General features: G+C 61.2%; 21 protein-coding genes and 1 other RNA gene. 12 read left to right on the top strand and 10 right to left on the bottom strand.

The genetic code is table 11. The annotated features are described in order from the left end of the window. Window position 1 precedes the first annotated feature (1 nt). Window positions 2-1,291 (bottom strand): bifunctional tetrahydrofolate synthase/dihydrofolate synthase, encoded by a 1,290-nt coding sequence (gene folC / locus ACZ5RT_RS07290; protein WP_464454031.1) that lies wholly within the window; start codon window positions 1,289-1,291, stop codon window positions 2-4. Window positions 1,292-1,341: 50 nt separating this feature from the next. Between folC and ACZ5RT_RS07285 the strand changes: the two genes are divergently transcribed. The 3 genes from ACZ5RT_RS07285 (at window position 1,342) to argG (ending at window position 3,622) form a co-directional block, all read left to right on the top strand. Further along, the gene (locus ACZ5RT_RS07285; protein ID WP_464454030.1) at window positions 1,342-1,686 is read left to right on the top strand and encodes an ArsC family reductase; all 345 of its coding nucleotides are present in this window, start codon (window positions 1,342-1,344) and stop codon (window positions 1,684-1,686) included. A 264-nt stretch (window positions 1,687-1,950) separates the two neighbouring features. Next, on the top strand, window positions 1,951-2,268 hold the full coding sequence (gene ppnP, locus ACZ5RT_RS07280) for a pyrimidine/purine nucleoside phosphorylase (RefSeq protein ID WP_353245425.1): 318 nt from the start codon (window positions 1,951-1,953) through the stop codon (window positions 2,266-2,268). 13 nt (window positions 2,269-2,281) lie between these two features. Further along, entirely contained in the window at window positions 2,282-3,622 is a 1,341-nt protein-coding gene (gene argG, locus ACZ5RT_RS07275; protein ID WP_464454029.1) for an argininosuccinate synthase, read from the top strand. Between the two features lie 314 nt (window positions 3,623-3,936). On the opposite strand, the gene murB is transcribed toward argG, so the two are convergent. After that, window positions 3,937-4,989 (bottom strand): UDP-N-acetylmuramate dehydrogenase, encoded by a 1,053-nt coding sequence (murB, locus tag ACZ5RT_RS07270; protein WP_464454028.1) that lies wholly within the window; start codon window positions 4,987-4,989, stop codon window positions 3,937-3,939. A gap of 40 nt (window positions 4,990-5,029) precedes the next feature. Here murB and ACZ5RT_RS07265 point away from each other — a divergent pair, with 40 nt between their 5' ends. Next, complete coding sequence (locus ACZ5RT_RS07265; protein ID WP_108427692.1) at window positions 5,030-5,515, top strand: YajQ family cyclic di-GMP-binding protein; 486 nt, start codon at window positions 5,030-5,032, stop codon at window positions 5,513-5,515. A gap of 22 nt (window positions 5,516-5,537) precedes the next feature. Here the strand turns inward: ACZ5RT_RS07265 and ACZ5RT_RS07260 are convergent, their stop codons facing one another. From ACZ5RT_RS07260 to ACZ5RT_RS07245, 4 genes are all read right to left on the bottom strand, one after another. Then, window positions 5,538-6,284 carry a 2OG-Fe dioxygenase family protein gene (locus tag ACZ5RT_RS07260; RefSeq protein WP_291925373.1) on the bottom strand — a complete coding sequence of 249 codons (747 nt, stop codon included), beginning with the start codon at window positions 6,282-6,284 and terminating at the stop codon, window positions 5,538-5,540. Between the two features lie 61 nt (window positions 6,285-6,345). Further along, window positions 6,346-7,365 (bottom strand): methionine synthase, encoded by a 1,020-nt coding sequence (locus ACZ5RT_RS07255; RefSeq protein WP_464454027.1) that lies wholly within the window; start codon window positions 7,363-7,365, stop codon window positions 6,346-6,348. A gap of 24 nt (window positions 7,366-7,389) precedes the next feature. Next, window positions 7,390-8,409, bottom strand: a complete 1,020-nt coding sequence (locus ACZ5RT_RS07250) for an LLM class flavin-dependent oxidoreductase (protein ID WP_464454026.1) — start codon at window positions 8,407-8,409, stop codon at window positions 7,390-7,392. A 43-nt stretch (window positions 8,410-8,452) separates the two neighbouring features. Continuing rightward, window positions 8,453-10,168: a long-chain fatty acid--CoA ligase gene (locus tag ACZ5RT_RS07245; protein WP_464454025.1), complete on the bottom strand. Its 1,716-nt coding sequence runs from the start codon at window positions 10,166-10,168 to the stop codon at window positions 8,453-8,455. A 237-nt stretch (window positions 10,169-10,405) separates the two neighbouring features. Here ACZ5RT_RS07245 and ACZ5RT_RS07240 point away from each other — a divergent pair, with 237 nt between their 5' ends. Further along, on the top strand, window positions 10,406-11,056 hold the full coding sequence (locus ACZ5RT_RS07240; protein WP_108427688.1) for a response regulator: 651 nt from the start codon (window positions 10,406-10,408) through the stop codon (window positions 11,054-11,056). A gap of 79 nt (window positions 11,057-11,135) precedes the next feature. Here ACZ5RT_RS07240 and ssrA read toward each other — a convergent pair. The 4 genes from ssrA to ompA form a co-directional block, all read right to left on the bottom strand. Continuing rightward, window positions 11,136-11,524, bottom strand: a transfer-messenger RNA (tmRNA) gene (ssrA, locus tag ACZ5RT_RS07235). Window positions 11,525-11,537: 13 nt separating this feature from the next. Then, window positions 11,538-12,203: an HAD-IA family hydrolase gene (locus tag ACZ5RT_RS07230; RefSeq protein WP_291924418.1), complete on the bottom strand. Its 666-nt coding sequence runs from the start codon at window positions 12,201-12,203 to the stop codon at window positions 11,538-11,540. A 2-nt stretch (window positions 12,204-12,205) separates the two neighbouring features. Next, window positions 12,206-12,925 carry a bifunctional 2-polyprenyl-6-hydroxyphenol methylase/3-demethylubiquinol 3-O-methyltransferase UbiG gene (gene ubiG / locus ACZ5RT_RS07225; RefSeq protein WP_464454024.1) on the bottom strand — a complete coding sequence of 240 codons (720 nt, stop codon included), beginning with the start codon at window positions 12,923-12,925 and terminating at the stop codon, window positions 12,206-12,208. Between the two features lie 92 nt (window positions 12,926-13,017). After that, complete coding sequence (gene ompA / locus ACZ5RT_RS07220; protein WP_464454023.1) at window positions 13,018-13,659, bottom strand: outer membrane protein OmpA; 642 nt, start codon at window positions 13,657-13,659, stop codon at window positions 13,018-13,020. Window positions 13,660-13,895: 236 nt separating this feature from the next. Here ompA and gyrA point away from each other — a divergent pair, with 236 nt between their 5' ends. From gyrA to ACZ5RT_RS07185, 7 genes are all read left to right on the top strand, one after another. After that, window positions 13,896-16,538 carry a DNA gyrase subunit A gene (gyrA, locus tag ACZ5RT_RS07215; protein WP_464454022.1) on the top strand — a complete coding sequence of 881 codons (2,643 nt, stop codon included), beginning with the start codon at window positions 13,896-13,898 and terminating at the stop codon, window positions 16,536-16,538. A gap of 3 nt (window positions 16,539-16,541) precedes the next feature. Next, window positions 16,542-17,633 carry a 3-phosphoserine/phosphohydroxythreonine transaminase gene (serC, locus tag ACZ5RT_RS07210; RefSeq protein ID WP_464454021.1) on the top strand — a complete coding sequence of 364 codons (1,092 nt, stop codon included), beginning with the start codon at window positions 16,542-16,544 and terminating at the stop codon, window positions 17,631-17,633. Between the two features lie 36 nt (window positions 17,634-17,669). After that, the gene (gene pheA, locus ACZ5RT_RS07205; protein WP_291924429.1) at window positions 17,670-18,770 is read left to right on the top strand and encodes a prephenate dehydratase; all 1,101 of its coding nucleotides are present in this window, start codon (window positions 17,670-17,672) and stop codon (window positions 18,768-18,770) included. Between the two features lie 7 nt (window positions 18,771-18,777). Then, window positions 18,778-19,674, top strand: coding sequence for a prephenate dehydrogenase (locus ACZ5RT_RS07200; RefSeq protein WP_464454020.1), 897 nt, complete (start codon window positions 18,778-18,780; stop codon window positions 19,672-19,674). Between the two features lie 3 nt (window positions 19,675-19,677). Next, window positions 19,678-21,687, top strand: coding sequence for a bifunctional 3-phosphoshikimate 1-carboxyvinyltransferase/cytidylate kinase (locus tag ACZ5RT_RS07195; protein WP_464454019.1), 2,010 nt, complete (start codon window positions 19,678-19,680; stop codon window positions 21,685-21,687). 177 nt (window positions 21,688-21,864) lie between these two features. Continuing rightward, complete coding sequence (gene rpsA, locus ACZ5RT_RS07190) at window positions 21,865-23,544, top strand: 30S ribosomal protein S1 (protein WP_291940444.1); 1,680 nt, start codon at window positions 21,865-21,867, stop codon at window positions 23,542-23,544. A 112-nt stretch (window positions 23,545-23,656) separates the two neighbouring features. Further along, a complete protein-coding gene (locus ACZ5RT_RS07185) occupies window positions 23,657-23,971 on the top strand; it encodes an integration host factor subunit beta (RefSeq protein ID WP_108427678.1) in 315 nt (104 codons plus the stop codon). The last annotated feature ends 76 nt before the right edge of the window (window positions 23,972-24,047 follow it).

Here is a 24,047-nt window from a genome sequence, read left to right as displayed (position 1 = left end):
CTCACGGGCTCAGGTGTTTGGCTTGCAGACGCGGGATGCCGTCTTTCAAAACACCGCCCACGGTATAGAAGGAGCCAAAGACCACGATTCTATCAGCCGGGTCTGCCGAATCGATGGCCGCCTGCAGGGCCTGCATGGGGTCGGCATGCACGCTCGAGGCGGTGTCGGTGCGGGTGTTTTGCGTTTGCCAGGCCTGCTGCAAATCGGCCGCTTTGGCAGCCCTGGGCAAGGGCAAATCGGTGAAATACCACTTGTCCACCATCGGGTTGACCTTTTGCAGCATGGGCAAGAGGTCCTTGTCGGCCATGGCCCCCAGCACCGCGTGGGTCGTGGGGTAAAAGCCCATGGCATCCAGGTTGGCCGCCAGCGCCGCCACCGAATGCGGGTTGTGCGCCACGTCCAGCACCAAAACCGGCTGGCCCGGCACGATCTGGAAGCGCCCGGGCAACTCCACCATGGCCAGACCGTTGCGCACCGCCTGGGCCGTGACGGGAATGCGCTGGCGCAAGGCGTCCAGCGCGGCCAGCACGCCCGAAGCGTTGATCAGCTGATTGGCCCCGCGCAAGGCCGGGTAGGCCATGCCGCTGTAGCGGCGGTCGCGCCCTGCCCAGGCCCACTGCTGCTTGTCGCCCGAAAAATTGAAATCGCGGCCAAACTGCCACAGATCGGCGCCGACGGCAGACGCATGGTCAATCACGCTTTGCGGCGGCACCGGGTCGCTCACGATGACAGGCCGACCGGCCCGCATGATGCCCGCCTTCTCAAAACCGATGCTCTCACGGTCTTTGCCCAAAATGGCCGTGTGGTCGATGTCGATGCTGGTGATCACCGCGCAATCGGCGTCGATGATGTTCACCGCGTCCAGACGCCCGCCCAAACCGACCTCCAAAATCGCCACATCCAGGTTGGCGCGGGCCATCAGGTGCAGGATGGCCAGTGTGCTGAACTCGAAATAGGTCAGGCTCACGTCGCCCCGCACCGCTTCCACGGCCGCAAAAGCCTCTGCAAACACTTCGGCCGAAGCCGATTCGCCATGCAGGCGGCAGCGCTCTTCAAAATGCACCAAGTGCGGCGAGGTGTAGACGCCTGTGCGGTATCCGGCTTGCAGCAAAACGGCTTCGAGCATGGCGCAGGTCGAGCCCTTGCCGTTGGTGCCCGCCACGGTGATGACGGGGCAGTCAAAACGCAGCTGCATGCGGTCGGCCACGGTTTTCACACGGTCCAGCCCCATGTCGATGGCCACGGGGTGTAACTGCTCGCACCAGTCGAGCCATTCCTGTAGAGTCTTCATAGGCGGCGATTGTCGCCCAGTCTTGTCACTTTCCCTTGGATCAAATCCCCATGGACCCCATTGTTTACGGCATTCCCAACTGCGACACCGTCAAAAAAGCCCGCACCTGGCTGACCGACCAGGGCTTGAACGCGGCATTTCACGATTTCAAAAAACAAGGCGTGCCCGAGGCGCAGCTGGACACCTGGCTGGCGGCGTTGGGCTGGGAAACCCTGCTCAACCGCAAAGGCACCACCTGGCGCAAGCTGGACGCCGCGGTGCAAGCCAGCGTGACCGACAGCGCCAGCGCCAAAAAAGTCATGCTCGAACATGCCAGCACCATCAAGCGGCCGGTCATTGCCTGGCCTTCGGGGCAAGTCACCGTCGGGTTTACACCCGAGCAGTGGCCTGCCTGAACCGCGAACCGGTGAATCGGTGCTCGGCTAATGTGCCCGCTCCTGTGTACCGCAGCCACCCACCCGTCTACAGCCACGTGACCATGGGCTGGGGATGGCCCCCTGCGCACCGACATGGGCACTGGCGCTGAGCAGGCCCTTCCCCATCCGCCTGCGGTCAGACCCGGCGTCTGGCCTAAAATGCCGGGTTGATTTGCCGCAAAGGGCGTCTCAAGACGCCCTTTTGCATTGACGCGGCAACCACCGCCCCAGAAAGCACACTCCATGACCACCGAAAAAATCGACGGCGTCTCCGTCAACACCCAAGCCAATGTTTACTTTGACGGCAAATGCGTCAGCCACGGCCTGACCCTGCCCGACGGCACCAAGCTGTCGGTCGGCGTGATCCTGCCCGCCACCCTGACCTTCAACACCGGTGCCCCCGAAATCATGGAATGCGTGGGTGGCTCCTGCGAATACAAGCTCGACGGCAGCACCGAATGGATCAAGTCCAGCGCAGGCGAAGAGTTCAGCATCCCCGGCAATTCCAAGTTCGAGATCCGCGTGACCGAGCCTTACCACTACATCTGCCACTTTGGTTGATCGGATTCAGAACATGAGCACCATCCTGCAAAACCTGCCCAAAGGGCAAAAAGTCGGTATCGCCTTCTCGGGCGGCCTGGACACGTCTGCCGCCCTGCTGTGGATGAAGCAAAAGGGCGCCCTGCCCTACGCCTACACCGCCAACCTGGGCCAGCCTGACGAAGCCGACTACAACGAGATTCCCCGCAAGGCGATGGAATACGGCGCAGAAAAAGCCCGCCTGGTCGACTGCCGCACCCAGCTGGCGCACGAAGGCATTGCCGCCATCCAGTGCGGTGCTTTCCACATCAGCACAGGGGGCATCACCTACTTCAACACCACCCCCCTGGGCCGCGCCGTGACCGGCACCATGCTGGTGGCCGCCATGAAGGAAGACGACGTCAACATCTGGGGCGACGGCAGCACCTTCAAGGGCAATGACATCGAGCGCTTTTACCGCTACGGTCTGCTGACCAACCCGAGCCTCAAAATCTACAAGCCCTGGCTGGACCAGCTGTTCATCGACGAGTTGGGTGGCCGCGCCGAAATGAGCGCCTTCATGACCGCCAACGGCTTTGGCTACAAGATGAGCGCCGAAAAGGCCTACAGCACCGACAGCAACATGCTGGGCGCGACGCACGAAGCCAAAGACCTGGAGCATCTGAACAGTGGTATCCGCATCGTCAACCCCATCATGGGCGTGGCGTTCTGGAAGCCCGAAGTCGAAGTGAAGGCCGAAGAAGTGAGCGTGCGCTTTGAAGAAGGCATGCCCGTGGCGCTGAACGGCGTGGAATACGCCGACCCGGTCGAGCTGTTCCTCAAGGCCAACGAAATCGGCGGTCGCCACGGCCTGGGCATGAGCGACCAGATCGAAAACCGCATCATCGAAGCCAAGAGCCGCGGCATCTACGAAGCCCCCGGCATGGCGCTGCTGCACATCGCCTACGAGCGTCTGGTCACCGGCATCCACAACGAAGACACCATCGAGCAGTACCGCATCAACGGCCTGCGCCTGGGTCGCCTTTTGTACCAGGGCCGCTGGTTCGACCCGCAGTCCATCATGCTGCGCGAAACCGCCCAGCGCTGGGTGGCCCGCGCCGTGACCGGCACCGTGACGCTGGAGCTGCGCCGCGGCAACGACTACAGCATCCTCAACACCGAGTCCCCCAACCTGACCTACGCGCCCGAGCGTCTGAGCATGGAGAAAGTGGAAGACGCCCCGTTCAGCCCGCTGGACCGCATCGGCCAATTGACCATGCGCAACCTCGACATCACCGACACCCGCGCCAAGTTGGGCATCTACGCCCACACGGGCCTGCTGTCGGTGGGCGAAGGTCCGCACATCTACAAGCTGGATGGCAACGGCAAGAAGTGATTTTTTGCTGCTCCATTGAAAAACGGCCTTCGGGCCGTTTTTTGTTGTCTTTTCTTGCATTGTGGGTATTTTCCGCCTTGTTGCGGGTGCCTGCCGGCTCGCCTCATCACTCGCTTCGCTCGCCAAATCGGCGAGTCCGGCAGGCACCCGCAACAAGGCTGCGTCCGTTGAAACACAAGCAGTTTTTGAGGTCTTTGGCTTCGCAGCGCCGGGTTGTGGCCTGAGCGGATCGGCCGATTTGGCGAGCGAAGCGAGTGATGAGGCCGACCGCTCAGGCCACAACCCGGCGCGGAACAGCACCACAGAAGCAAAAATCAAATCACAACAGGCTCAGGCTCCAGCCGAATCCCAAACCGCTCGTACACACTGGTTTGAATCGCCCGGGCCAAGGTCATCACCTCGCCCCCCGTGCAAGGGTTCTCGCGCCCACCCCGGTTCACCAGCACCAGCGCCTGCTTTTCGTACACCCCGGCATGGCCCACCGTCTTGCCTTTCCAGCCGCAGGCGTCGATCAACCAGCCCGCTGCCAGCTTGATGGTGCCGTCGGGCATGGGGTAGTGCACCACCTTGGGGTCGCGGGCGATGATGTCGGCGCATTGCTCCTGCGTCACGGTGGGGTTCTTGAAAAAGCTGCCCGCGTTGCCGACCACGGCCGGGTCGGGCAGTTTGGCACGGCGGATCGCCACCACCCAATCAAAAATCTGCCGGGCATCGGGGTTGTGGATGCCGGTCTCGGCCATCTTGCGTTCCAGATCCAGGTAGCCCAGCTCGGGCTTCCAGCGCTTGGGCAGCGCGAACCTCACCCGCAAAATCACCGCACGGCCCGCCAGACCCAGGCCATCCGCGCCACCCGATGCGTGTTTGAACACCGAATCGCGGTAGCTGAAGCCACACTGCGCGGCGTTCAGGCTGAACAGCTCGCCCGTGAGCATGTCCATGGCGTCCAGCGAATCGAAGCGGTCCTGCAGCTCCACGCCATAGGCGCCAATGTTCTGCACGGGCGATGCGCCCACGGTGCCGGGAATCAGGGCCATGTTCTCCAGACCCGGGTAGCCGTTGTCCAGGGTCCAGGCCACCAATGCGTGCCAGTCCACACCAGCACCCGCTTCAACGATCCAGTGTTTGTCGGTCTCGGAAGCCAGGCGAATGCCGGGCACCTCCATCTTGAGCACCAGGGCCTTGACGTCCCCGGTCAGAACGATGTTGCTGCCGCCGCCCAGCACCTGCCGAGGCAAGGTGGCCAGTTGCGGGTCGGCTAAAACAGCCAAGAGATCGGCTTCGGAGCGTACCCGCACCAAAGCCTGGGCCTTGGCGGCGATGCCGAACGTGTTGTACGGCTGCAGGGGGACATTTTTCTCCAGGTTCATGGGAGAATTGTCGCATTCTCAACCTCGGATTTTTTCTGCCATGCCCTCGTTTGATACCGTTTGCGAACCCAATATGGTCGAAGTGCGCAACGCCGTTGACACCTCTGCCAAAGAAATCGGCACCCGTTTTGACTTCAAAGGCACGTCGGCCGCCATCGAGCTCAAGGACAAAGAGATCACGATGTTCGGCGATGCCGAGTTTCAGCTCACGCAGGTCGAAGACATCCTGCGCAACAAGCTGACCAAGCGCAACGTGGACGTGCGCTTTCTGGACATTGGCAAAGTCGAGAAAATCGGCGGCGACAAGGTCAAGCAGGTGATCAAGGTGAAAAATGGCATCGAGACCGAAGACGCCAAGAAGATCACCAAAGTGATCAAGGAAAGCAAGCTGAAGGTGCAGGCGTCCATCCAGGGCGATGCGGTGCGCGTGACCGGTGCCAAGCGCGACGACCTACAGGCTGCCATGGCCCTGCTGCGCAAGGACATGACCGAGTTGCCGCTGTCGTTTGACAACTTCCGTGACTGATCGGGGTTGAGCCCGCCCTGATTCAGCGCTTGGGCTCGTCCAAAAAACCACCCGCGCGGAGCGTGACCACCAGGGTGTCGCGCCAGCCGCCTGCTTGCTCGGGCTGGATCGGCGTGGTTTCGTGAATCACCCGGCTGTCGTCCAGCAGGAGCAATGACCAAGGCTCGGTCAAGGTGAAGCGCTGGCCACGCGGGCTGTCCATGTCAAACACCCGGGTTTCGCCGCCTTTGATGCCGTGGCGGCCCACCAAAAACACCGCCACCCAATTCACACCATCGCGGTGCGCGCCCTCGGGTGTGGGGCGGCCAATGCCGTCGGTGGTGTCGATGCGGAACTGATGCGCCTCGGTGAACCAGGTCTGGTCGCCTTGGGCATCGGAAGCCACCTTCGCCAACCAGCACAAAAGTTTCTGCCAAGCATCTTGTTGAACAACCGCAGGGGCCATCGGCTCAAACCAGCGCTGCATGCCGCCATGCAAAGCGTTGTAAGACAGGGGTTGCCAATGGGCACGGTGCGCCACGGCCATGGCCCGGTCAGCCGTGACTTCAAAGCTGGCATGGCGGCGGCGGCGGTAGCGTCCACCGTCCTTGAGGTACTGGTCCGGTGGCAAATCGCTCCAGCTGGGCTCCAGTGCCTGCAAGTCCTCAATCTGCACACCTGCCAAAGCGCAGACAGTGGCGGCCCCAAGCACCGCAAAGCCCTGTGTCGCCAAAGTGGCATTGAGCTGGTCGGCTGAGGTCAAAGGCGGCTGCAGGGTTTGTTGGGGCATGAAAACGTCCGAGAAATCAGGCAAAGGATGCAAGCATAACGCGCCCCCAGACTGGACACCTTCAGGCGTAGCGCTGGCTGGCCAGCTTGGCCCCTTCGGCCAGGGCCTTGAGCTTGGCTTCCGCCACCGCGCGACTCATCGGGGCCAAGCCGCAGTTGGTGCAGGCAATCAGGTGTTGCTTGGGCACAAACTGCAGCGCGCGGCCAATCGTGTCGGCGATTTCCTCGGGCGTTTCGATGGCCGGGTTGGCCACGTCGATCACGCCGACCATCACGTCCTTGCCTTCGAGCAACTTCATCAGCTCCATCGGCACATGCGAGTGCATGCACTCCAGACTCACTTGCTGGATGCTGCTCTTGGCCAGGGCCGGAAACACCTTTTCATACTGGCGCCATTCCTCGCCCAGTGTCTCTTTCCATTTGTTGTTGGCTTCGATGCCGTAGCCGTAGCAAATGTGCACCGCCGTGGTGCAGGTCAGGCCACGCGCAGCCACCTCCAGGGCCTTGACACCCCAGTCGGCCGCTTCGTCCATGTAGACGTTGAAGGCCGGTTCGTCGAACTGGATGATGTCCACGCCATCGGCTTGCAACGCCAGCGCTTCCTGGTTGAGCAGCTCGGCAAAAGCCATGGCCATCTTGACCTTGTCGCCATAAAAGCGGTCGGCCAAGGTGTCCACGATGGTCATCGGGCCGGGCAAGGTGAATTTCAGTTTCTTTTTCGTATGGGCGCGGGCCAGCTGGGCCTCAAAAGCATGCACACGGCCCTTGAGGCGCAGCGGCGCGATGACTTGTGGCACCTGCGCGTCGTAGCGGTTGTTGCGGATGCCCATGGTGACCTTGTTCACAAAGTCGATGCCCTCAACCTGCTCGACAAAGCCGTGCACAAAGTGCTGGCGGGCTTGCTCGCCGTCACCGATCACGTCCAGACCTGCGTCTTCCTGCTGCTTGATCCACAGCAGCGTGGCGTCGGCCTTGGCTTGTTGCAACTCGGGGCCTTGGGTTTTCCACTGGGGCCAGAGTTTTTCGGTCTCGGCCAGCCAGGCGGGTTTGGGCAAGCTGCCAGCGATCGCGGTGGTGAACATGTCAAAAATCCTTGGGGTTAAAAATCAAAGGGCAGAGTTTGCCGCCAATGCAAATTCCTGGGCGAGCAGCTCGTAAGAACGCATTTGGGCTGCAGGGTCATGTGTCCAGGTGATGACCACCAGCTCATCGACCTGCAGCCGCGCGGCCAGTTGGCGCAACTTGCGGCCCACGGTGGCGGCCGAGCCGATCAGGGCCGATTCGCGCAGGCGCTGCAGGGCGAACTGCTCAGCCGGGCTGTAATCACGCACCGCTTCCTCGGGTGGCAAAAGAGGCCCGATGCGGCCCAAGTTCCGGTCCATCTTCCAGCGGGCACGGCTTTCGAACAGGCGCAGCGCCTCTTCGTCGGTGTCGGCGGCCAGCGCCCAGACACACAGCGCGGCGCAGGGTTTGGCCAAGCCCGCGCTGGGGCGGAAGGTTTCGCGGTAAATCTGCAGGGCTTCGTCAGCGCCCTGCCCGTCGGTGATGAAGTAGGCAAACGCATAGGGCAGACCCAAGTGCGCGGCCAATTGCGCACCATAGTCCGAGCTGCCCAGCATCCACACCGTGGGCGCGCTGCCCGATTGCGGGTAAGCGTAGACGTTGTGCCCCGGGTGGCCCGGTGGCAGGTTCTGCCCGCTCACCCAGGCTTGCAGCTCCATGACCTGCTGCGGAAAGCGCTCCGAGGCGCTGCGGTCGGGGTTGAGCAGTTGCGCGGTGCGACCGTCGCTGCCGGGGGCGCGGCCTACCCCCAGATCGATGCGTCCCGGGGCCAGCGCGTCCAGCACGCGAAACTGCTCAGCCACCTTCAGCGGCGCGTAGTGCGGCAACATCACCCCCGCGCTGCCGATGCGGATGCGCTGGGTGCGGGCAGCGATGGCGGCCATCAAAACCTCGGGGGCACTGCCCACGATGCTGGGGTGGCTGTGGTGCTCGCTCACCCAGAAACGGTCATAACCCCAGGCCTCGGCCTTTTGCGCCAGCGCCAAAGTCTGGCGAATGGTCGCGTCCTGACCGCGCCCGGAGGCAGCGGCCGATTGGTCAAGGATGGAAAGTCTCAGACTCATTCGGTGTTTCAAATAGGAACTCGGGCTTGTGCCCACCGGGCGTTCACGCTTTTGCTGGTGCGCCCAAGGCGGCCATTTCGGCCTCTTGCAGTGCCCGCCACATGACTTTGCCGCTGCCGCTCTTGGGCAAGGCATCGACAAAACTCACAGCGCGGGGCATTTTGTAAACGGCCATATTCTCACGGCACCAATCGATGATGTCCTGCTCGGACACCTTGCCCTTGTGGTCTTGCCGCAAAACCACCACCGCCTTGACCGATTCGCCCCGGTAGGCGTCGCGAGTGGCGATGATGCAGGCCTCCTGGATGGCAGGGTGGCGGAACATCAAGGCCTCGACCTCGGCTGGCCAGACCTTGAAACCGCTGGCATTGATCATGCGCTTCAAGCGGTCGGTCATGAAAAAGTAACCTTGCTCATCGACCCGGCCCATGTCACCCGAACGGAAAAACCGGAACCCATCGCGCTCAAAGAACGCCGCCGCGGTCGCCTCCGGCCGCTTCCAATAGCCCTTGAACACCTGCGGCCCACTGATCACGATCTCGCCCGACTCGCCGGGCGGCAATTCGGCCAGGGTCTCGGGGTCAACGATGCGCGACTCCACGCTCATGAAGGGGATGCCCAGACACTGTTTTTTGGGCGCATCGGGCGGGTTGGTGTGCGAAGGCGCGGCGGTCTCGGTCAGGCCATAGCCCTCCACATAACGCAGTCCAAACTGGTCCAGCAAACGCTGGGCCACCGCCTCGGGCATGGCCGCACCGCCACCACCAATGTAGGTCAAGCTGGTCAAGTCATAGCGGTCCATGTGCGGGCTGCCCAGCAGGTCGATCACCATGGTCGGGATGTTGGTCCAGTGCGTCACGCGCCATTTGGAGATCAAATGCCCCGCCACATCGCGGTCCCAGCGCGGCATCACCACCAGGCTGGCACCCAGCAAGATGCTGGTGTGCATCACGCTCACCATGCCGGTGATGTGGAACATGGGCACCACGCACAGGGTCACGTTTTCCGGCGTGCCATTGCCCCACAGGCCACTGGACATGGCGTTGTGCATGATGGTGCCATGTGTGTGCATGCAGCCCTTGGGCAGCCCGGTGGTGCCGCTGGTGTAGGGCAAGATGGCCAGGTCGTCAGGTTTGGCCTGGGGCGGCGGCAAAGCCACAGCGGACTGCGCCATCACAGCAGCCCAGGCATGCACCTGACCCGAGCTCAAAACCGGCAAGTCGCGCACGGGCAGCAACCAAGGCCGCCAGGCGTCGGGCATGTCTTCTGGACCCACGGCTGCAGGGTCAAACACATCGGTGAACTGCGTCACCACCAGGTGTTTCAGGCGCTGCTCGGGCGGCAAGGCCTCGCTGGCCTGCGCCAAGTCCGGGGCCAAATCGGCCGTGGTCACCGCCACCTTCGTGTCCGGGTCGGTGATGTAGTGCTTGAGCTCCTCGGCCCGGTTCATCGGGTTGACCGGCACCACCACCGCGTCGATGCGCAAAATGGCAAAGTGCGTGATCACCAGCTGCGGGCAGTTCTGCATGTCCAGCACCACGCGGTCGCCCGCTTGTACGCCCAAGGCTTTGAGCTGCCCGGCCAGCTGCTCGGCGCTGGCCATCAACTCACGGTAAGTCCAGACCCGGCCCATGAAGACCAACGCGGCTTTGTCGGGGTATCGCAAGGCGCTGATCGCCAGGTTCATCCACAGGGACGTGGCAGGCGCAATGATCCGGAAGGGCAGGCGCGCAGGCCAGACAGCAGCGTGTGCGGGCATCAGCAAACTCCTCTATGAAGGTGGTGCTGCATGTTAATCGCCCAACCCCTTTGGCGTCGGTGTGACTTTGTCGCGGCGGAGACCAAGCCCCAACCACAGAACACCGTGTACGATTTGGGACTTTTCACGAGAAAACCGAAGCACTTCAACAATTTTTGCCGTAAAGCACATTTTTTAACAACTTTTAAGATTATTCGTGGATTGGTTTTTATACTTTTATTACTAAAATAAACCATCATGCAAACAAACACCACACCTGACACCCCGGAAGACTACTGCGGCACCACCTATGCAGCCAAACTGCTGGGGCTGTCGGTCGGTACGATTCAAACATTGGTCGAAAAAAATGAGCTGCAAGCTTGGAAGACGCAAGGAGGCCATCGCCGGATATCGATGCCCTCTATCCGCGAATACCAACGCAAGCACAACATGCTGACCATCCCCAACGAGCCACGCGACAACCGTCTTCGCGTACTGCTCGTCGAAGACGATGCGGTCACCCGTGAAATGCTGCGCGGCTACTGCAACCGTTCCAGCATGCCGGTCGACTGCACGGCCATGTCATCCGGCTTGGAGGCCTTGATCGACATCTCCAGCATCAAGCCCGATGTGCTGATCACCGATTTGGACATGCCCGGCGTGGACGGCTTTGAATTGCTGCGAACCCTGCGTCAAAACCAGCAATTCAACCGCATGACCACCTTGGTGTTGTCTGCCTTGACTCCAGAAGAAGTTGAAGCCAAAGGCGGCCTGCCAGAAGGCACCATCTTCATGGCCAAGCCCATCAACATGGACTGGTTCAACGGCTTCTTCACCGCCTTCCTGGCCGGCAGGTACATTGAACTGCACACGCAGGACAACAACAAAACTGCGGCTGCTCAAGCCTGATCAGCCCCACCAGGGCAAGCCCAACCACCCAAAAAGAAAAGCCGCTGGGTATTAACCCAGCGGCTTTTTTGCTTGCATATGGTGGAGCTGGGGGGATTTGAACCCCCGTCCATAAGCCTTTTTCGTACAGTTCTACATGTGTAGTCGTCTGATTTGAGTCTCGCCAAATGCACCGCGCAGCGACACGCTGAACATCCAGCCAGCACCCTTTTTTCTCACACCACCCCAAGGTACCCGAGGTGATGCCAGCCCATATGTTTTACCTTGCAGCTAGGACTTTGGAGGCTTTGACACCCCCATCACCCTAACCCAGCCTATCGGCCAACTGTTGCAAGGCTCACCGGATTAAGCGGCGAGTGCGAAACGTTCGTCGTTTGCAGTTAGTTTTTTTTCCGAAGATTAACGAGGATCAGAACCTCGACATGCCCTGCCACGCGTCCGAACCCATGTCGAAACCAGTGCAGCCCCTGAGCCTCCTATTTTAGGCGCTCTGGAGGAATTTCAAGAGGTCCATCGGAGAATCAATGTGCAGATGGGCATTCCAGCGAGAAATATCAGCCTGTTGGCCCAAATAACCGTAGGTGGCCGCCACGGTGCCCATGCCTGCAGCCAAGCCCGCCACGATGTCGCGTTCGTCGTCGCCCACGTACACACAACGCGACGGGTCGACCGACAAACGCCGCGCAGCTTCGAACAGGGGTTCAGGGTGTGGCTTGGCATGGGGCGTGGTGTTGCCGCTGACAATCGCCCCGGCTGTGGCAAACAGATCCATGGCCTGGGTCAAGGGATCGGTAAAGCGGCTGGATTTGTTTGTCACCACCCCCCAAGGCAATCCTTGCGCGACCAAACGGGCCACCATGTCGGCCACGCCCTCAAAGATGCGGGTGCGCTCGGTCATGCAACTTTCGTAATTGACGAAAAACTCCTCCTTCATGGCCTCGAAGTCGGGGTGTTCGGGCGTCATGCCGAAGGCGATGCCCAGCATGCCCCGTGCCCCGGCGCCAGCCATGGGTCGGTAGTGATCAAGGGGAAAAGACGGCAAACCGCGATCGGTGCGCATTTTGTCTGCCGCCGCACCCAAGTCCGGGGCACTGTCGATGAGTGTGCCGTCCAGATCAAACAGAACAGCTTGTACGTTGTGGAACATGGTCAGGCTTTCCGGCAAGCCAGCAAATAGTTCACGCTGGTGTCCTGACTGAGCCAGTAACGCTTGGTGAAGGGGTTGTATTCCATGCCTTTGAACCCTTGCGCATCCAGCCCGGCTTCACGTGCCCAAGCCGTGAGTTCGCTGGGTTTGATCAGGCGCGCAAACTCGTGCGTGCCTTTGGGCAAGAGTTTCAGGATGTATTCGGCCCCGACGATGGCAAACAGGAAGGATTTGGGGTTGCGGTTGAGCGTGGAAAAAAACACCCAGCCACCGGGCTTGACCATTTGGGCACAGGCCTTGACCACCGACGCGGGGTCGGGCACGTGTTCCAGCATTTCCATGCAGGTGACCACATCGAACTGCTCGGGCTGCTCTGCGGCCAGCGCCTCAGCGCTGATTTCGCGGTATTGCACACCTTGTGTTCCGGCCTCGAGCGCATGCAACTGGGCCACTTTGAGGGATTTGGTGGCCAGGTCCACGCCCAGCACCTGCGCACCCTTGCGGGCCATGGCATCGGCCAGGATGCCACCACCGCAACCCACATCCACCACCTTCAAGTCCCCCAGGGGCACCAAGCCATGAATCCACTCCAGGCGCAGCGGATTGATCTGGTGCAGGGGACGGAATTCGCTTTCAGGGTCCCACCATCGGTGGGCCAGATCAGAGAACTTGGCCAATTCGGCCGGATCAACATTGGAAACGTAGGTAATGGGTGAAGTCATGGGCTGAATTGTCGATCAACAGGGGCTTGTCCAGAAAAAACGGCCAAAAAAAAGCCCCATTGCTGGGGCTTTTGGGCGAACCTGAAACAGGATCACTTGTTGGCGCGTGTGCCCACCACTTCGATTTCCACGCGGCGGTTCTTGGAACGGCCAGCAGAGGTTTTGTTGTCGGCGACTGGCTGCTTCTCGCCTTTGCCTTCGGTGTAAACACGGTTTTTCTCGATGCCCTTGGTCACCAAGTAAGCCTTCACAGCGTCAGCGCGCTTGACAGACAGCTTCTGGTTGTAAGCATCGGAGCCCACGGAGTCGGTGTGACCCACAGCGATGATGACTTCCAGGTTGATGCCTTTGACTTTACCGACCAGGTCGTCCAGCTTGGCTTTGCCTTCGGCTTTCAACACGGCTTTGTCGAAATCAAAGAAAGCGTCAGCAGCGTAGGTCACCTTGGTGGCCGCAGCGGGTGCTGGTGCAGGTGCAGCGGCCTTGGGAGCAGGTGCTGGAGCAGCTTTGGGGGCTGGAGCTGGAGCAGCCTTGGGAGCCACGATGGCGCCATCGCAACCAGCTGCTGCAGTAGCGGGTGTCCAGTTGGCATCGCGCCAGCACAGTTCTTGGGTGCCGTTTTTCCAGACGAGGTCGCCGGAACCGTTACGCCAGTTGTCAACCGATTGTGCGCCTGCGGCTGTTACGAGAGCTGCGGAGGCAAACAACATCGCCACTTTGTTGAATTTCTTCATGGTCTTCCTCTTGAGGGATAAAGCCGCAGACTCGCTGCGAAAAAAATACGTTTCAGATGACCGTCACCTGAACCGTTGATAAATATTGTGCCATAGACGGAAGGCCTGTTCGTTAATTGGTGCACGTGCATGTCCGTCAACGATTCGGATGAATCCTAAATGTTGCATATACGCGACATCGGCTTGCACCTAAAATCGTGGATTCACATTGCGTCCATTTATCCCTCACTCTTTTTATGACCCAGTTCGCCAAAGAAACACTGCCCATCAGTCTGGAAGAGGAAATGCGGCGCAGCTACCTCGATTACGCCATGAGCGTGATCGTGGGTCGTGCATTGCCCGATGCGCGCGACGGTCTCAAACCCGTGCACCGCCGTGTTTTGTTCGCGATGCACGAGCTGAACAACGACTGGAACCGCCCCTACAAGAAGTCGGCACGTATCGTCGGCGACGTGATCGGTAAATACCACCCGCACGGCGACCAATCGGTGTACGACACCATCGTGCGCATGGCGCAGGACTTTTCGATGCGCCACATGCTGGTGGACGGCCAGGGCAACTTCGGTTCGGTGGACGGCGACAACGCAGCGGCGATGCGTTACACCGAAATCCGCCTGGCCAAGATCGCCCACGAGATGCTGGGCGACATCGACAAGGAAACGGTTGACTTTGGCCCCAACTACGACGGCTCGGAAAAAGAACCCCTGGTGCTGCCCTCACGCCTGCCTAACCTGCTGATCAACGGCTCGGGCGGCATTGCCGTGGGCATGGCCACCAACATCCCGCCGCACAACCTCAATGAAGTGGTGGACGCCTGCCTGCATCTGCTGCGCAACCCCGAAGCCTCGATCGATGAACTGATGGAAATCGTGCCTGCGCCCGACTTCCCGACGGGCGCCATCATTTATGGCATGACCGGTGTCAAGGAAGGCTACCGCACAGGCCGTGGCCGCGTGGTGATGCGGGCCAAGTGCCATTTTGAAGACATCGACAAAGGCCAGCGCCAGTGCATCGTGGTCGATGAGCTGCCCTACCAGGTCAACAAAAAGACCCTGCAAGAGCGCATGGCCGAGCTGGTGCACGAGAAGAAGATCGAGGACATCAGCCACATCCAGGACGAATCCGACAAGTCGGGCATGCGCCTGGTGATCGAACTCAAGCGCGGCGCGGTGCCCGAGGTGGTGCTGAACAACCTGTACAAACAGACTCAGCTGCAAGACACCTTTGGCATGAACATGGTGGCCCTGATTGACGGCCAGCCCAAGCTGTGCAACCTGAAAGACCTGATCCAGGTCTTCCTGCAACACCGCCGCGAAGTGGTGACACGCCGCACCGTGTTCGAGCTGCGCAAAGCGCGAGACCGCGGCCATGTGCTCGAAGGCCTGGCGGTGGCTTTGGCCAACATCGACGATTTCATCGCCATCATTCGTGGTGCACCCACCCCCCCCGTGGCCAAGGTCGAGCTGATGACCCGTGCCTGGGACAGCCAGATGGTGCGCACCATGCTGACCCGTGCACGCGATGACGGCTCGGTGGTCAACGCCGACGATTACCGACCAGAAGGTCTGGAGCGCGAATACGGATTGGGCCAAGACGGCCTGTACCGTCTGTCCGACACGCAAGCGCAAGAGATTTTGCAAATGCGTCTGCAACGCCTGACCGGGCTGGAGCAAGACAAGATCGTGGCCGAGTACAAAGAGGTCATGGCCGAGATCGAAGACCTGCTGGACATCCTGGCCAAGCCCGAGCGTGTCTCGACCATCATTGGCGACGAGCTGGGCACCGTGCGTCAGGAATTTGGTCAGACCAAGATTGGCGCTCGCCGCAGCGAGATCGAACACAGCGCACAAGACCTCTCGACCGAAGACCTGATCACGCCCACCGACATGGTGGTGACCCTCTCGCACAGCGGCTACATCAAGAGTCAACCGCTGAGTGAATACCGTTCGCAAAAACGCGGCGGCCGGGGCAAGCAAGCCGCCGTCACGAAAGAAGACGACTGGATCGACCAACTCTTCATCGCCAACACCCACGACTACCTGCTGTGCTTCTCCAACCGCGGCCGCTTGTATTGGCTCAAGGTCTGGGAAGTGCCTGCGGGTTCACGCGGATCGCGCGGCCGCCCCATCGTCAACATGTTCCCGCTGCAAGAGGGCGAGAAGATCAACGTGGTCCTGGCCCTGACCGGCGAGGCGCGCACATTCCCCGATAACCAATACGTGTTCATGGCCACCTCCATGGGCACGGTCAAGAAAACCTCGCTGGATGAATTCAGCAACCCACGCAAGGGCGGCATCATTGCCGTCAATTTGGACGAAGGCGACTTCTTGATTGGCGCAGCCCTGACGGACGGCCAACACGATGTGATGCTGTTCAGCGACGGCGGAAAGGCCGTGCGCTTTGACGAAAACGATGTCAGACCGCTGGGCCGCAGTGCCCGTGGTGTGCGCGGCATGATGATCGAAGAAGGCCAGAGCGTGATCGCCATGCTGGTGGCCGAAGATGAAACACAAAGCGTGCTCACCGCCACCGAAAACGGCTACGGCAAACGCACCAGCATCACCGAATACACCCGCCACGGCCGTGGCACCAAGGGCATGATCGCCATCCAGCAATCCGAGCGCAATGGCAAAGTCGTCGCCGCCACCTTGGTGCACGCCGATGACGAGATCATGCTGATCACCGACACAGGTGTTTTGGTGCGCACCCGCGTGGCCGAAATCCGCGAGCTGGGCCGCGCCACACAGGGCGTGACCCTGATCGGTCTGGACGAAGGGGCCAAACTCTCAGGCCTGCAACGCATCGTCGAAAACGACGCGAATGCCGCCGAGGGCGATGCGGATGCTTCGACCGATGACAGCGCGCCCGCAGCGGAATAAGGCATGAGCAGAGCGTTCAATTTTTCGGCGGGGCCCGCCGTCATGCCCGAGGCCGTTTTGCAGCAAGCTGCGGCCGAAATGTTGGATTGGCACGGCTCGGGCATGAGCGTGATGGAGATGAGCCACCGCGGCAAGGAGTTCATCAGCATCTACGAGCAGGCCGAAGCGGACTTGCGCGAGCTGTTGACCGTGCCCGCCCACTTCAGGATTTTGTTCATGCAAGGCGGCGGCCTGGCCGAGAATGCCATCGTGCCGCTCAACCTGTCGCAAGGCGGGGCCATGGATTTTGTGCTGACGGGCAGCTGGAGTCAGAAGTCGCACAAAGAAGCCGGTAAATACGGTGTTGCACGCGTGGCCGCTTCGTCCCAGACCGACGGGTTCACCAGCCTGCCTGCCCCCGCCACGTGGCAGATCGGTGCGGACAGTCGCTATGTGCACATCTGCGGCAACGAAACCATCCACGGCGTGGAGTTCCACGAACTGCCCGACCTGAAAGCCCTGGGGTGTGACGCCCCGCTGGTGGTGGATTTTTCTTCGCATGTCGCTTCGCGCCCGGTGGATTGGTCTCGCGTGGGCCTGGCCTTTGGTGGTGCGCAAAAAAATTTGGGGCCTGCGGGCCTGACCTTGGTCATCGTGCGCGAAGACCTGATCGGCCATGCCCTGCCACATTGCCCGAGCGCCTTTGACTACAAACTGGTGAATGACAACCAGTCGATGTACAACACGCCGCCCACTTACAGCATCTACATTGCCGGGTTGGTGTTCCAGTGGCTCAAGAAAAACGGCGGCATTGCCGCCATGGAGCAACGCAACATCGCCAAGGCCCAGTTGCTTTACGACTTTCTCGACAGCTCCAGCCTGTACGTCAACAAGGTCGCCAAGGACTGCCGCTCACGCATGAACGTGCCCTTCTATTTGCGTGACGAGTCGCGCAACGAAGCCTTTTTGGCGGGTGCCAAAGCGGCCAATCTGCTGCAACTCAAGGGCCACAAATCGGTCGGCGGCATGCGCGCGAGCATCTACAACGCCATGCCTCTTGAAGGTGTGCAGGCTCTGGTGGCCTACATGCGCGAATTTGAAAAAACACAGGCCTGAGGTCCCTCAACCAGGCCGCCAGAAAGTACAAGAGACATGAGCCAACAACCCATTCAGTCGGACGCCTTGGGCGCTTTGCGTGTGCAAATTGATGCACTGGACAAGCAGCTGCTGAGCCTGCTGAACCAACGCGCCCACGTAGCCGAACAGGTCGGCGAGATCAAACGCGCTGAAGGCTCACCCTTCTTCCGACCCGACCGCGTGGCGCAGGTCATCGACAAGATCACCAGCGCCAACCCCGGCCCCCTGAAAAACGAACACGTCGCCTCCATCTGGCGCGAAATCATGTCGGCCTGCCTGGCGCTGGAAGCCCCGCAGCGCGTGGCGGTGCTTGGGCCCCAAGGCACGTTCTGCGAACAGGCGGCCATTGAATTTTTTGGCAGTGCCGCCAACCTGATTTACTGCGCCAACTTCGACGAAGTCTTCCACGCCACCGCCGCAGGCACCGCCCAATACGGCGTGGTGGGCATGGAAAACTCCACCGAAGGCGTGGTGGCCCGCTCGCTCGACTTGTTCCTGCGCTCGCCCGTGCATGTGGTGGGAGAAGTCAGTTTGCAGGTGCGCTTCAATTTGCTGCGCCAGCTCAACTCGGACGCAGGCATCGAGGTCGTGATGGCCCACCCGCAGGCGCTGGCCCAGTGCCAGGGCTGGCTGTCCAAACACCTGCCGCATGTGGAGCGCCGCGCCGTGTCCAGCAACGCCGAAGGCGCCCGCCTGGCCGCCACCAACCCGGCGTGGGCGGCTTTGGCCAGCGAACGCGCGGCCAGCCAGTTTGGCCTGCACATCGTGCACCACGCCATCCAGGACGAAGCCTTCAACCGCACGCGTTTTGCCGTGATCACCCTGCCCCAGACCCTGGCCACGCCCCCGGCATCGGGCAAGGACTGCACCAGCTTGGTGGTGTCGGTGCCCAACCGCCCCGGCGCGGTGCACGACCTCCTGGTACCGCTCAAAAACAACGGCGTGTCGATGACGCGCTTTGAGTCACGACCCGCCAAATCGGGCCAGTGGGAGTATTACTTCTACATCGACCTGCAGGGCCACATCAGCGAACCGCATGTGGCGGCGGCCCTGCAAGAGTTGCAAGGCCTGTGCGCGTTCTACAAGGTGCTGGGTTCCTACCCTGTATCCGAGTGAGCGCAGCGTGACATTCCAACGCCTCGCGCTGATCGGCTGCGGCCTGATGGGGGGCTCTTTCGCGCTCGCCCTGCGCAAAGCAGGTGGGGTGCAACACATCACTGGTTTCAGCGCTTCAGAAAAAACCCGCCAACGCGCTGTCGATCTGAAAGTCATCGACCAGGCCTGCACTTCAGTAGCAGAAGCCGTGCAAGGGGCCGATCTGGTCTTGCTGGCTGTGCCCGTGGGTGCCATGCACGACAGCTTTGCCGCCATGCGCGATGCACTGCAACCAAGCGCCTTGCTGATGGACGTGGGCTCCACCAAATGCGACGTGGTGGCTGCTGCGCAAGCCACCTTGGGCGAACGCCTGAACTGCTTTGTCCCGGCTCATCCGATTGCGGGCAAGGAAGTCGCGGGCATCGAACACGCCGAGGCCACGCTCTACCAAAACCGCCGCACCATCCTCACGCCGCTGCCCGAAACCAGCCTCCACCTCACGCATGCCGCAAATGATGTCTGGACAGCTTTGGGCAGCCACGTCAGCAGCATGACGCCAGAAGCCCATGACGCCACGTTTGCGGCCGTCAGTCACTTGCCGCACATGCTGGCTTTTGCAGCGGTGAACGCCCTCACAGCCCAGCCACAGGGCGCGGCATTTCTGGATATGGCGGGTCCCGGCTTCCGTGATTTCTCGCGCATCGCCGCCAGCGACGCATCGGTCTGGCGCGACATCCTGAGCGCCAACCAGGCCGAAGTCCTCACGCAAGTGGCGCACTTTCGTGCCGCACTCGACCAATTTGAAACCGCCCTTCTTTCGGGCAACACCACCGCGCTGCAACAGCTGATTCAACAAGCCAGCGATGTGCGCTCGGGCTGGACGCTGCAAGCGGGCAACGCTTGCAACAACGCCTCTGAAGACTGACCGATGTTCTCCACCGCCTTTCTTGACCTTCCAGCGCTGCAAGGCGCATCCGGCACCGTCACCCTGCCCGGCTCCAAAAGCATCTCCAACCGCGTGCTGCTGCTCTCGGCCCTGTGCCAAGGCACCACCATGGTCCACGACCTGCTGGACTCGGACGACACCCGTGTGATGCTGGCTGCGCTGCGTCAACTGGGCTGCGGCGTCGAGGTAAAAGGCACCACGGTGACCATCACCGGCCTGGGCGGCCGCGCCTGGCCCACCGAAGCGATTGAGTTTTTCATGGGCAACGCGGGCACGGCCATGCGTCCGCTCACGGCTGCACTGGCCGTGCAGGGTGGCGACTTCACGCTCAAAGGCGTGCCCCGCATGCACGAGCGCCCCATTGGCGACCTGGTTGACGCCCTGCGTGAGTTGGGCTGCGCCATCGAATACCTGGGCAACGAGGGCTACCCGCCCCTGCACGTGCGCCAGCCCACACTCCAACTGGACAAACCCATTCCCGTGCGCGGCGATGTGTCCAGCCAATTCCTCACCGCGCTGCTGATGGCCCTGCCCTTAGCGGCCAAAGACCGGGCCATCACCATCGAAGTTGTGGGCGAACTCATCAGCAAGCCCTACATCGAGATCACACTCAACCTGCTGGCCCGTTACGGCATCGCCGTGGAGCGCCAAGGCTGGGAACGTTTTGTCATCCCGGCGGGCAGCTGCTACCAGTCACCCGGAACGATCCACGTCGAAGCCGATGCGTCTTCGGCCAGCTACTTCATCGCGCTGGGGGCCATCGCCGCAGGCGATCCATCCAAAGGCCCCGAAGGCAAGGGCATCCGCATTCAGGGCGTGGGCGCTGACTCGATCCAGGGTGACATCCGCTTCATGGACGCCGCAGCGCAAATGGGTGCCCAAATCACCAGCGGCCCCAACTGGCTCGAAATTCAGCGAGGTGCCTGGCCTCTGAAGGGCATCACGCTCGACTGCAACCACATTCCCGACGCGGCCATGACGCTGGCCGTGATGGCGCTGTATGCCGACGGCCCCACCACGCTGCGCAACATCGCCAGCTGGCGCGTGAAAGAAACCGACCGCATTGCGGCCATGGCCAACGAAAGCCGCAAGCTCGGAGCCACCGTCGAAGAAGGCCCGGACTGGATCACCATCCACCCCCTGCCTGCGGGAAAATGGCAACGCGCCATCATCCACACTTACGACGACCACCGCGTGGCCATGTGCTTCTCGCTGGCGGCCTTCAACGCCGACCAGGTCACGGTGCGCATCGAAGACCCCAAGTGCGTCGCCAAGACCTTCCCGGACTACTTTGAAGCCCTGTTCTCGGTGGCGCACACAGCGGCCCACAACATTCCGGTGATCTGCATCGACGGCCCCACCGCCTCGGGCAAGGGGACGCTGGCCAGCCGCGTGGCCGCTGCTTTGGGTTACCACTACCTGGACTCAGGTGCGCTTTACCGCGTCACGGCCCATGCCGCTTTGCAGGCGGGCCTGACGCTCGAAGCCGCCGACGAAGCCGCCATCGCCAAGCTGGCCCGCAACCTGCCCGTGCGCTTTGAAGGCGAGCAGGTCCTGCTGAACAACGTGGACGTGACCGACGCCATCCGCAGCGAACAAGGCGGCATGAACGCCTCCAAAGTGTCTGTTTTGCCTGCCGTGCGCGAGGCTTTGGTGCAGCTGCAACACAGCTTTCGCCGACTGCCCGGCCTCTTGGCCGACGGCCGCGACATGGGCACCGTGATCTTCCCGAACGCCCCTTTGAAGGTTTTTTTGACCGCCAGCGCCGCCCAACGGGCCGAAAGACGGCATAAGCAATTGATTTCTAAGGGTTTTTCGGCTAATATCGACAGTCTTCGCGCTGACTTGGAAGCACGTGACGCCCGGGACATGTCCCGTAGCGTGGCGCCTTTGATGCCCGCGCAAGATGCCTTGCAACTGGACAACTCCAGCCTTTCCATCGAAGCCTCGGTGGCGCAGGTTCTGGACTGGTGGCAAAGCAAGAGCTGCTGACCTGTCAGCGGCTCACAGTGGTCCACACCGCTCCCTTCCGTGCCGACAGGCACATCGGCGGTGTGGGTTGTTTAACCTGACCGCGGTTCACACCGCAAAACGAAACCGCCACAGTCAGCTCCTGGAAACGACGCATGTCGCGCTCGTCAGTCCTGCACTTGTGGATGAGGAAATCACATGTCTGAATCTTTTGCCGCCCTCTTTGAGGAATCCCTGCAACGTACCGAAATGCGCCCTGGTGAAGTCATCACCGCCGAAGTGGTGCGCATCGAACACAACTTCGTTGTGGTCAACGCCGGTCTCAAGTCCGAGTCCTACGTGCCCCTCGAAGAGTTCAAGAACGACCAGGGTGAAGTCGAAGTCCAGGTCGGCGACTTTGTCTCCGTGGCCATTGGCTCCATCGAAAACGGCTACGGCGACACCATCTTGTCCCGCGACACCGCCAAGCGTCTGGCTTCGTGGATGTCTCTGGAAAAAGCTCTGGAATCCGGCGAGTTCGTCACTGGTGTGACCAGCGGCAAAGTCAAGGGTGGCCTGACCGTGTTGGTCAACGGCATCCGCGCTTTCTTGCCCGGTTCTTTGGTCGACACACGTCCTACCAAAGACCTGTCACCCTATGAGAACAAGACCCTGGAATTCAAGGTCATCAAGCTCGACCGCAAGCGCAACAACGTCGTGCTGAGCCGCCGCGCTGTGGTGGAAGCCTCCATGGGCGAAGAGCGCGCCAAGCTGATGGAAACATTGCGCGAAGGCTCCATCGTTCACGGTGTGGTCAAGAACATCACCGAATACGGTGCATTCGTGGACCTGGGCGGCATTGATGGCTTGCTGCACATCACCGACATGGCCTGGCGCCGTGTCCGTCACCCTTCCGAAGTGGTGACCGCTGGTCAGGAAATCACTGCCAAGATCCTCAAGTTCGACACCGAGAAAAACCGCGTGTCCTTGGGCCTCAAGCAAATGGGCGACGATCCTTGGATGGGCGTGAACCGCCGCTACCCACAGGGCACCCGCATGTTCGGCAAGATCACCAACATCGCCGACTACGGCGCGTTTGTGGAACTCGAGCCCGGCATCGAAGGCTTGGTGCACGTGTCTGAAATGGACTGGACCAACAAGAACGTGGCCCCTTCCAAGATCGTGGCTCTGGGTGACGAAGTCGAAGTCATGGTCCTCGAGATCGACGAAGACAAGCGCCGCATCAGCTTGGGCATGAAGCAGTGCCGTGCCAACCCATGGCAAGAGTTCGCTCAGAACACCAAACGCGGCGACCGCGTCAAGGGCCCGATCAAGTCGATCACCGACTTCGGCGTGTTCGTGGGCTTGGCTGCCGGCATCGACGGCCTGGTGCACCTGTCCGACCTGTCCTGGAACGAAACCGGCGAAAACGCCGTGCGCGAATTCAAGAAGGGTCAAGAAGTCGAGGCTTTGGTCTTGGCCGTGGACGTGGACCGCGAGCGCATCAGCTTGGGCATCAAGCAGCTCGACTCCGATCCTTTCACCACCTTCACTTCCATCAACGACAAAGGCCAGATCGTCACCGGCAAAGTCAAGTCTGTGGATGCCAAGGGCGCTGAAATCGACCTGGGCGAAGACATCGTGGGTTACCTGCGTGTGTCCGAAATCTCGCGTGACCGCGTGGAAGACGCCAGCCATGTGCTCAAAGTCGGCGACGAAGTCACTGCTGTGGTGGTGAACGTGGATCGCAAGACCCGCAACATCCAGTTGTCCATCAAGGCCAAGGACCAGGCTGACCAGCAAGAAGCCATGGCTTCGCTGTCGCAGCAGGCCAAGACCGAAAACGCTGGCACCACCAGCCTGGGCGCTTTGTTGCGTGCCAAGCTCGACAACAACTGATCCTCGTGATCTGAAGACGCTTGCTGTCTGAAAAGCCTGCCCCTGTCATGGGGGCAGGCTTTTTTCAGGTCCGTGCCTGAGTCAGCCACAAGCCACCCAACACATTGACATCATGACCCGCTCCGATCTGGTTGAAGAACTCGCCGCCCGCTTTGCGCAGCTGACCCACCGTGACGCCGAACTGGCGGTCAAGACGGTGCTCGACGCCATGAGCGATGCGCTGGTCAAAGGTCACCGCATCGAGATCCGCGGCTTTGGCAGCTTCTCCATCAACCGCCGCCCACCCCGTATCGGCCGCAACCCCCGCTCTGGCGAAAGCGTTCAGATTCCTGAAAAACGCGTACCCCATTTCAAGCCCGGCAAAGCCCTGCGCGAAGCCGTGGACGCTGGCACCGCCAACCCCGCCACAGGTCAAGCCAAACCTTGATGCGTGCTGCGGACCACGCTGCAAGCAGCGTCAGCCCGCCCGTCTGCCGCAGCGACCCTCGTGGCATCGACCGGCC

This window comes from Limnohabitans sp. TEGF003, from assembly GCF_055395455.1.
The sequence above is the reverse complement of the archived record's forward strand: the minus strand, read 5'-3'. Positions and strand labels throughout refer to the sequence as shown.

Coding starts and splice junctions, on each gene's coding strand:
- ACZ5RT_RS07265 (WP_108427692.1), top strand. CDS start 5,030: ATGCCCTCGTTTGATACCGTTTGCGAACCCAATATGGTCGAAGTGCGC.
- ACZ5RT_RS07260 (WP_291925373.1), bottom strand. CDS start 6,284: ATGCCCCAACAAACCCTGCAGCCGCCTTTGACCTCAGCCGACCAGCTC.
- ACZ5RT_RS07285 (WP_464454030.1), top strand. CDS start 1,342: ATGGACCCCATTGTTTACGGCATTCCCAACTGCGACACCGTCAAAAAA.
- murB (WP_464454028.1), bottom strand. CDS start 4,989: ATGAACCTGGAGAAAAATGTCCCCCTGCAGCCGTACAACACGTTCGGC.
- folC (WP_464454031.1), bottom strand. CDS start 1,291: ATGAAGACTCTACAGGAATGGCTCGACTGGTGCGAGCAGTTACACCCC.
- ACZ5RT_RS07245 (WP_464454025.1), bottom strand. CDS start 10,168: ATGCCCGCACACGCTGCTGTCTGGCCTGCGCGCCTGCCCTTCCGGATC.
- rpsA (WP_291940444.1), top strand. CDS start 21,865: ATGTCTGAATCTTTTGCCGCCCTCTTTGAGGAATCCCTGCAACGTACC.
- ppnP (WP_353245425.1), top strand. CDS start 1,951: ATGACCACCGAAAAAATCGACGGCGTCTCCGTCAACACCCAAGCCAAT.
- pheA (WP_291924429.1), top strand. CDS start 17,670: ATGAGCCAACAACCCATTCAGTCGGACGCCTTGGGCGCTTTGCGTGTG.
- ACZ5RT_RS07250 (WP_464454026.1), bottom strand. CDS start 8,409: ATGAGTCTGAGACTTTCCATCCTTGACCAATCGGCCGCTGCCTCCGGG.
- argG (WP_464454029.1), top strand. CDS start 2,282: ATGAGCACCATCCTGCAAAACCTGCCCAAAGGGCAAAAAGTCGGTATC.
- ACZ5RT_RS07230 (WP_291924418.1), bottom strand. CDS start 12,203: ATGTTCCACAACGTACAAGCTGTTCTGTTTGATCTGGACGGCACACTC.
- serC (WP_464454021.1), top strand. CDS start 16,542: ATGAGCAGAGCGTTCAATTTTTCGGCGGGGCCCGCCGTCATGCCCGAG.
- ACZ5RT_RS07185 (WP_108427678.1), top strand. CDS start 23,657: ATGACCCGCTCCGATCTGGTTGAAGAACTCGCCGCCCGCTTTGCGCAG.
- ACZ5RT_RS07195 (WP_464454019.1), top strand. CDS start 19,678: ATGTTCTCCACCGCCTTTCTTGACCTTCCAGCGCTGCAAGGCGCATCC.
- gyrA (WP_464454022.1), top strand. CDS start 13,896: ATGACCCAGTTCGCCAAAGAAACACTGCCCATCAGTCTGGAAGAGGAA.
- ubiG (WP_464454024.1), bottom strand. CDS start 12,925: ATGACTTCACCCATTACCTACGTTTCCAATGTTGATCCGGCCGAATTG.
- ompA (WP_464454023.1), bottom strand. CDS start 13,659: ATGAAGAAATTCAACAAAGTGGCGATGTTGTTTGCCTCCGCAGCTCTC.
- ACZ5RT_RS07255 (WP_464454027.1), bottom strand. CDS start 7,365: ATGTTCACCACCGCGATCGCTGGCAGCTTGCCCAAACCCGCCTGGCTG.
- ACZ5RT_RS07240 (WP_108427688.1), top strand. CDS start 10,406: ATGCAAACAAACACCACACCTGACACCCCGGAAGACTACTGCGGCACC.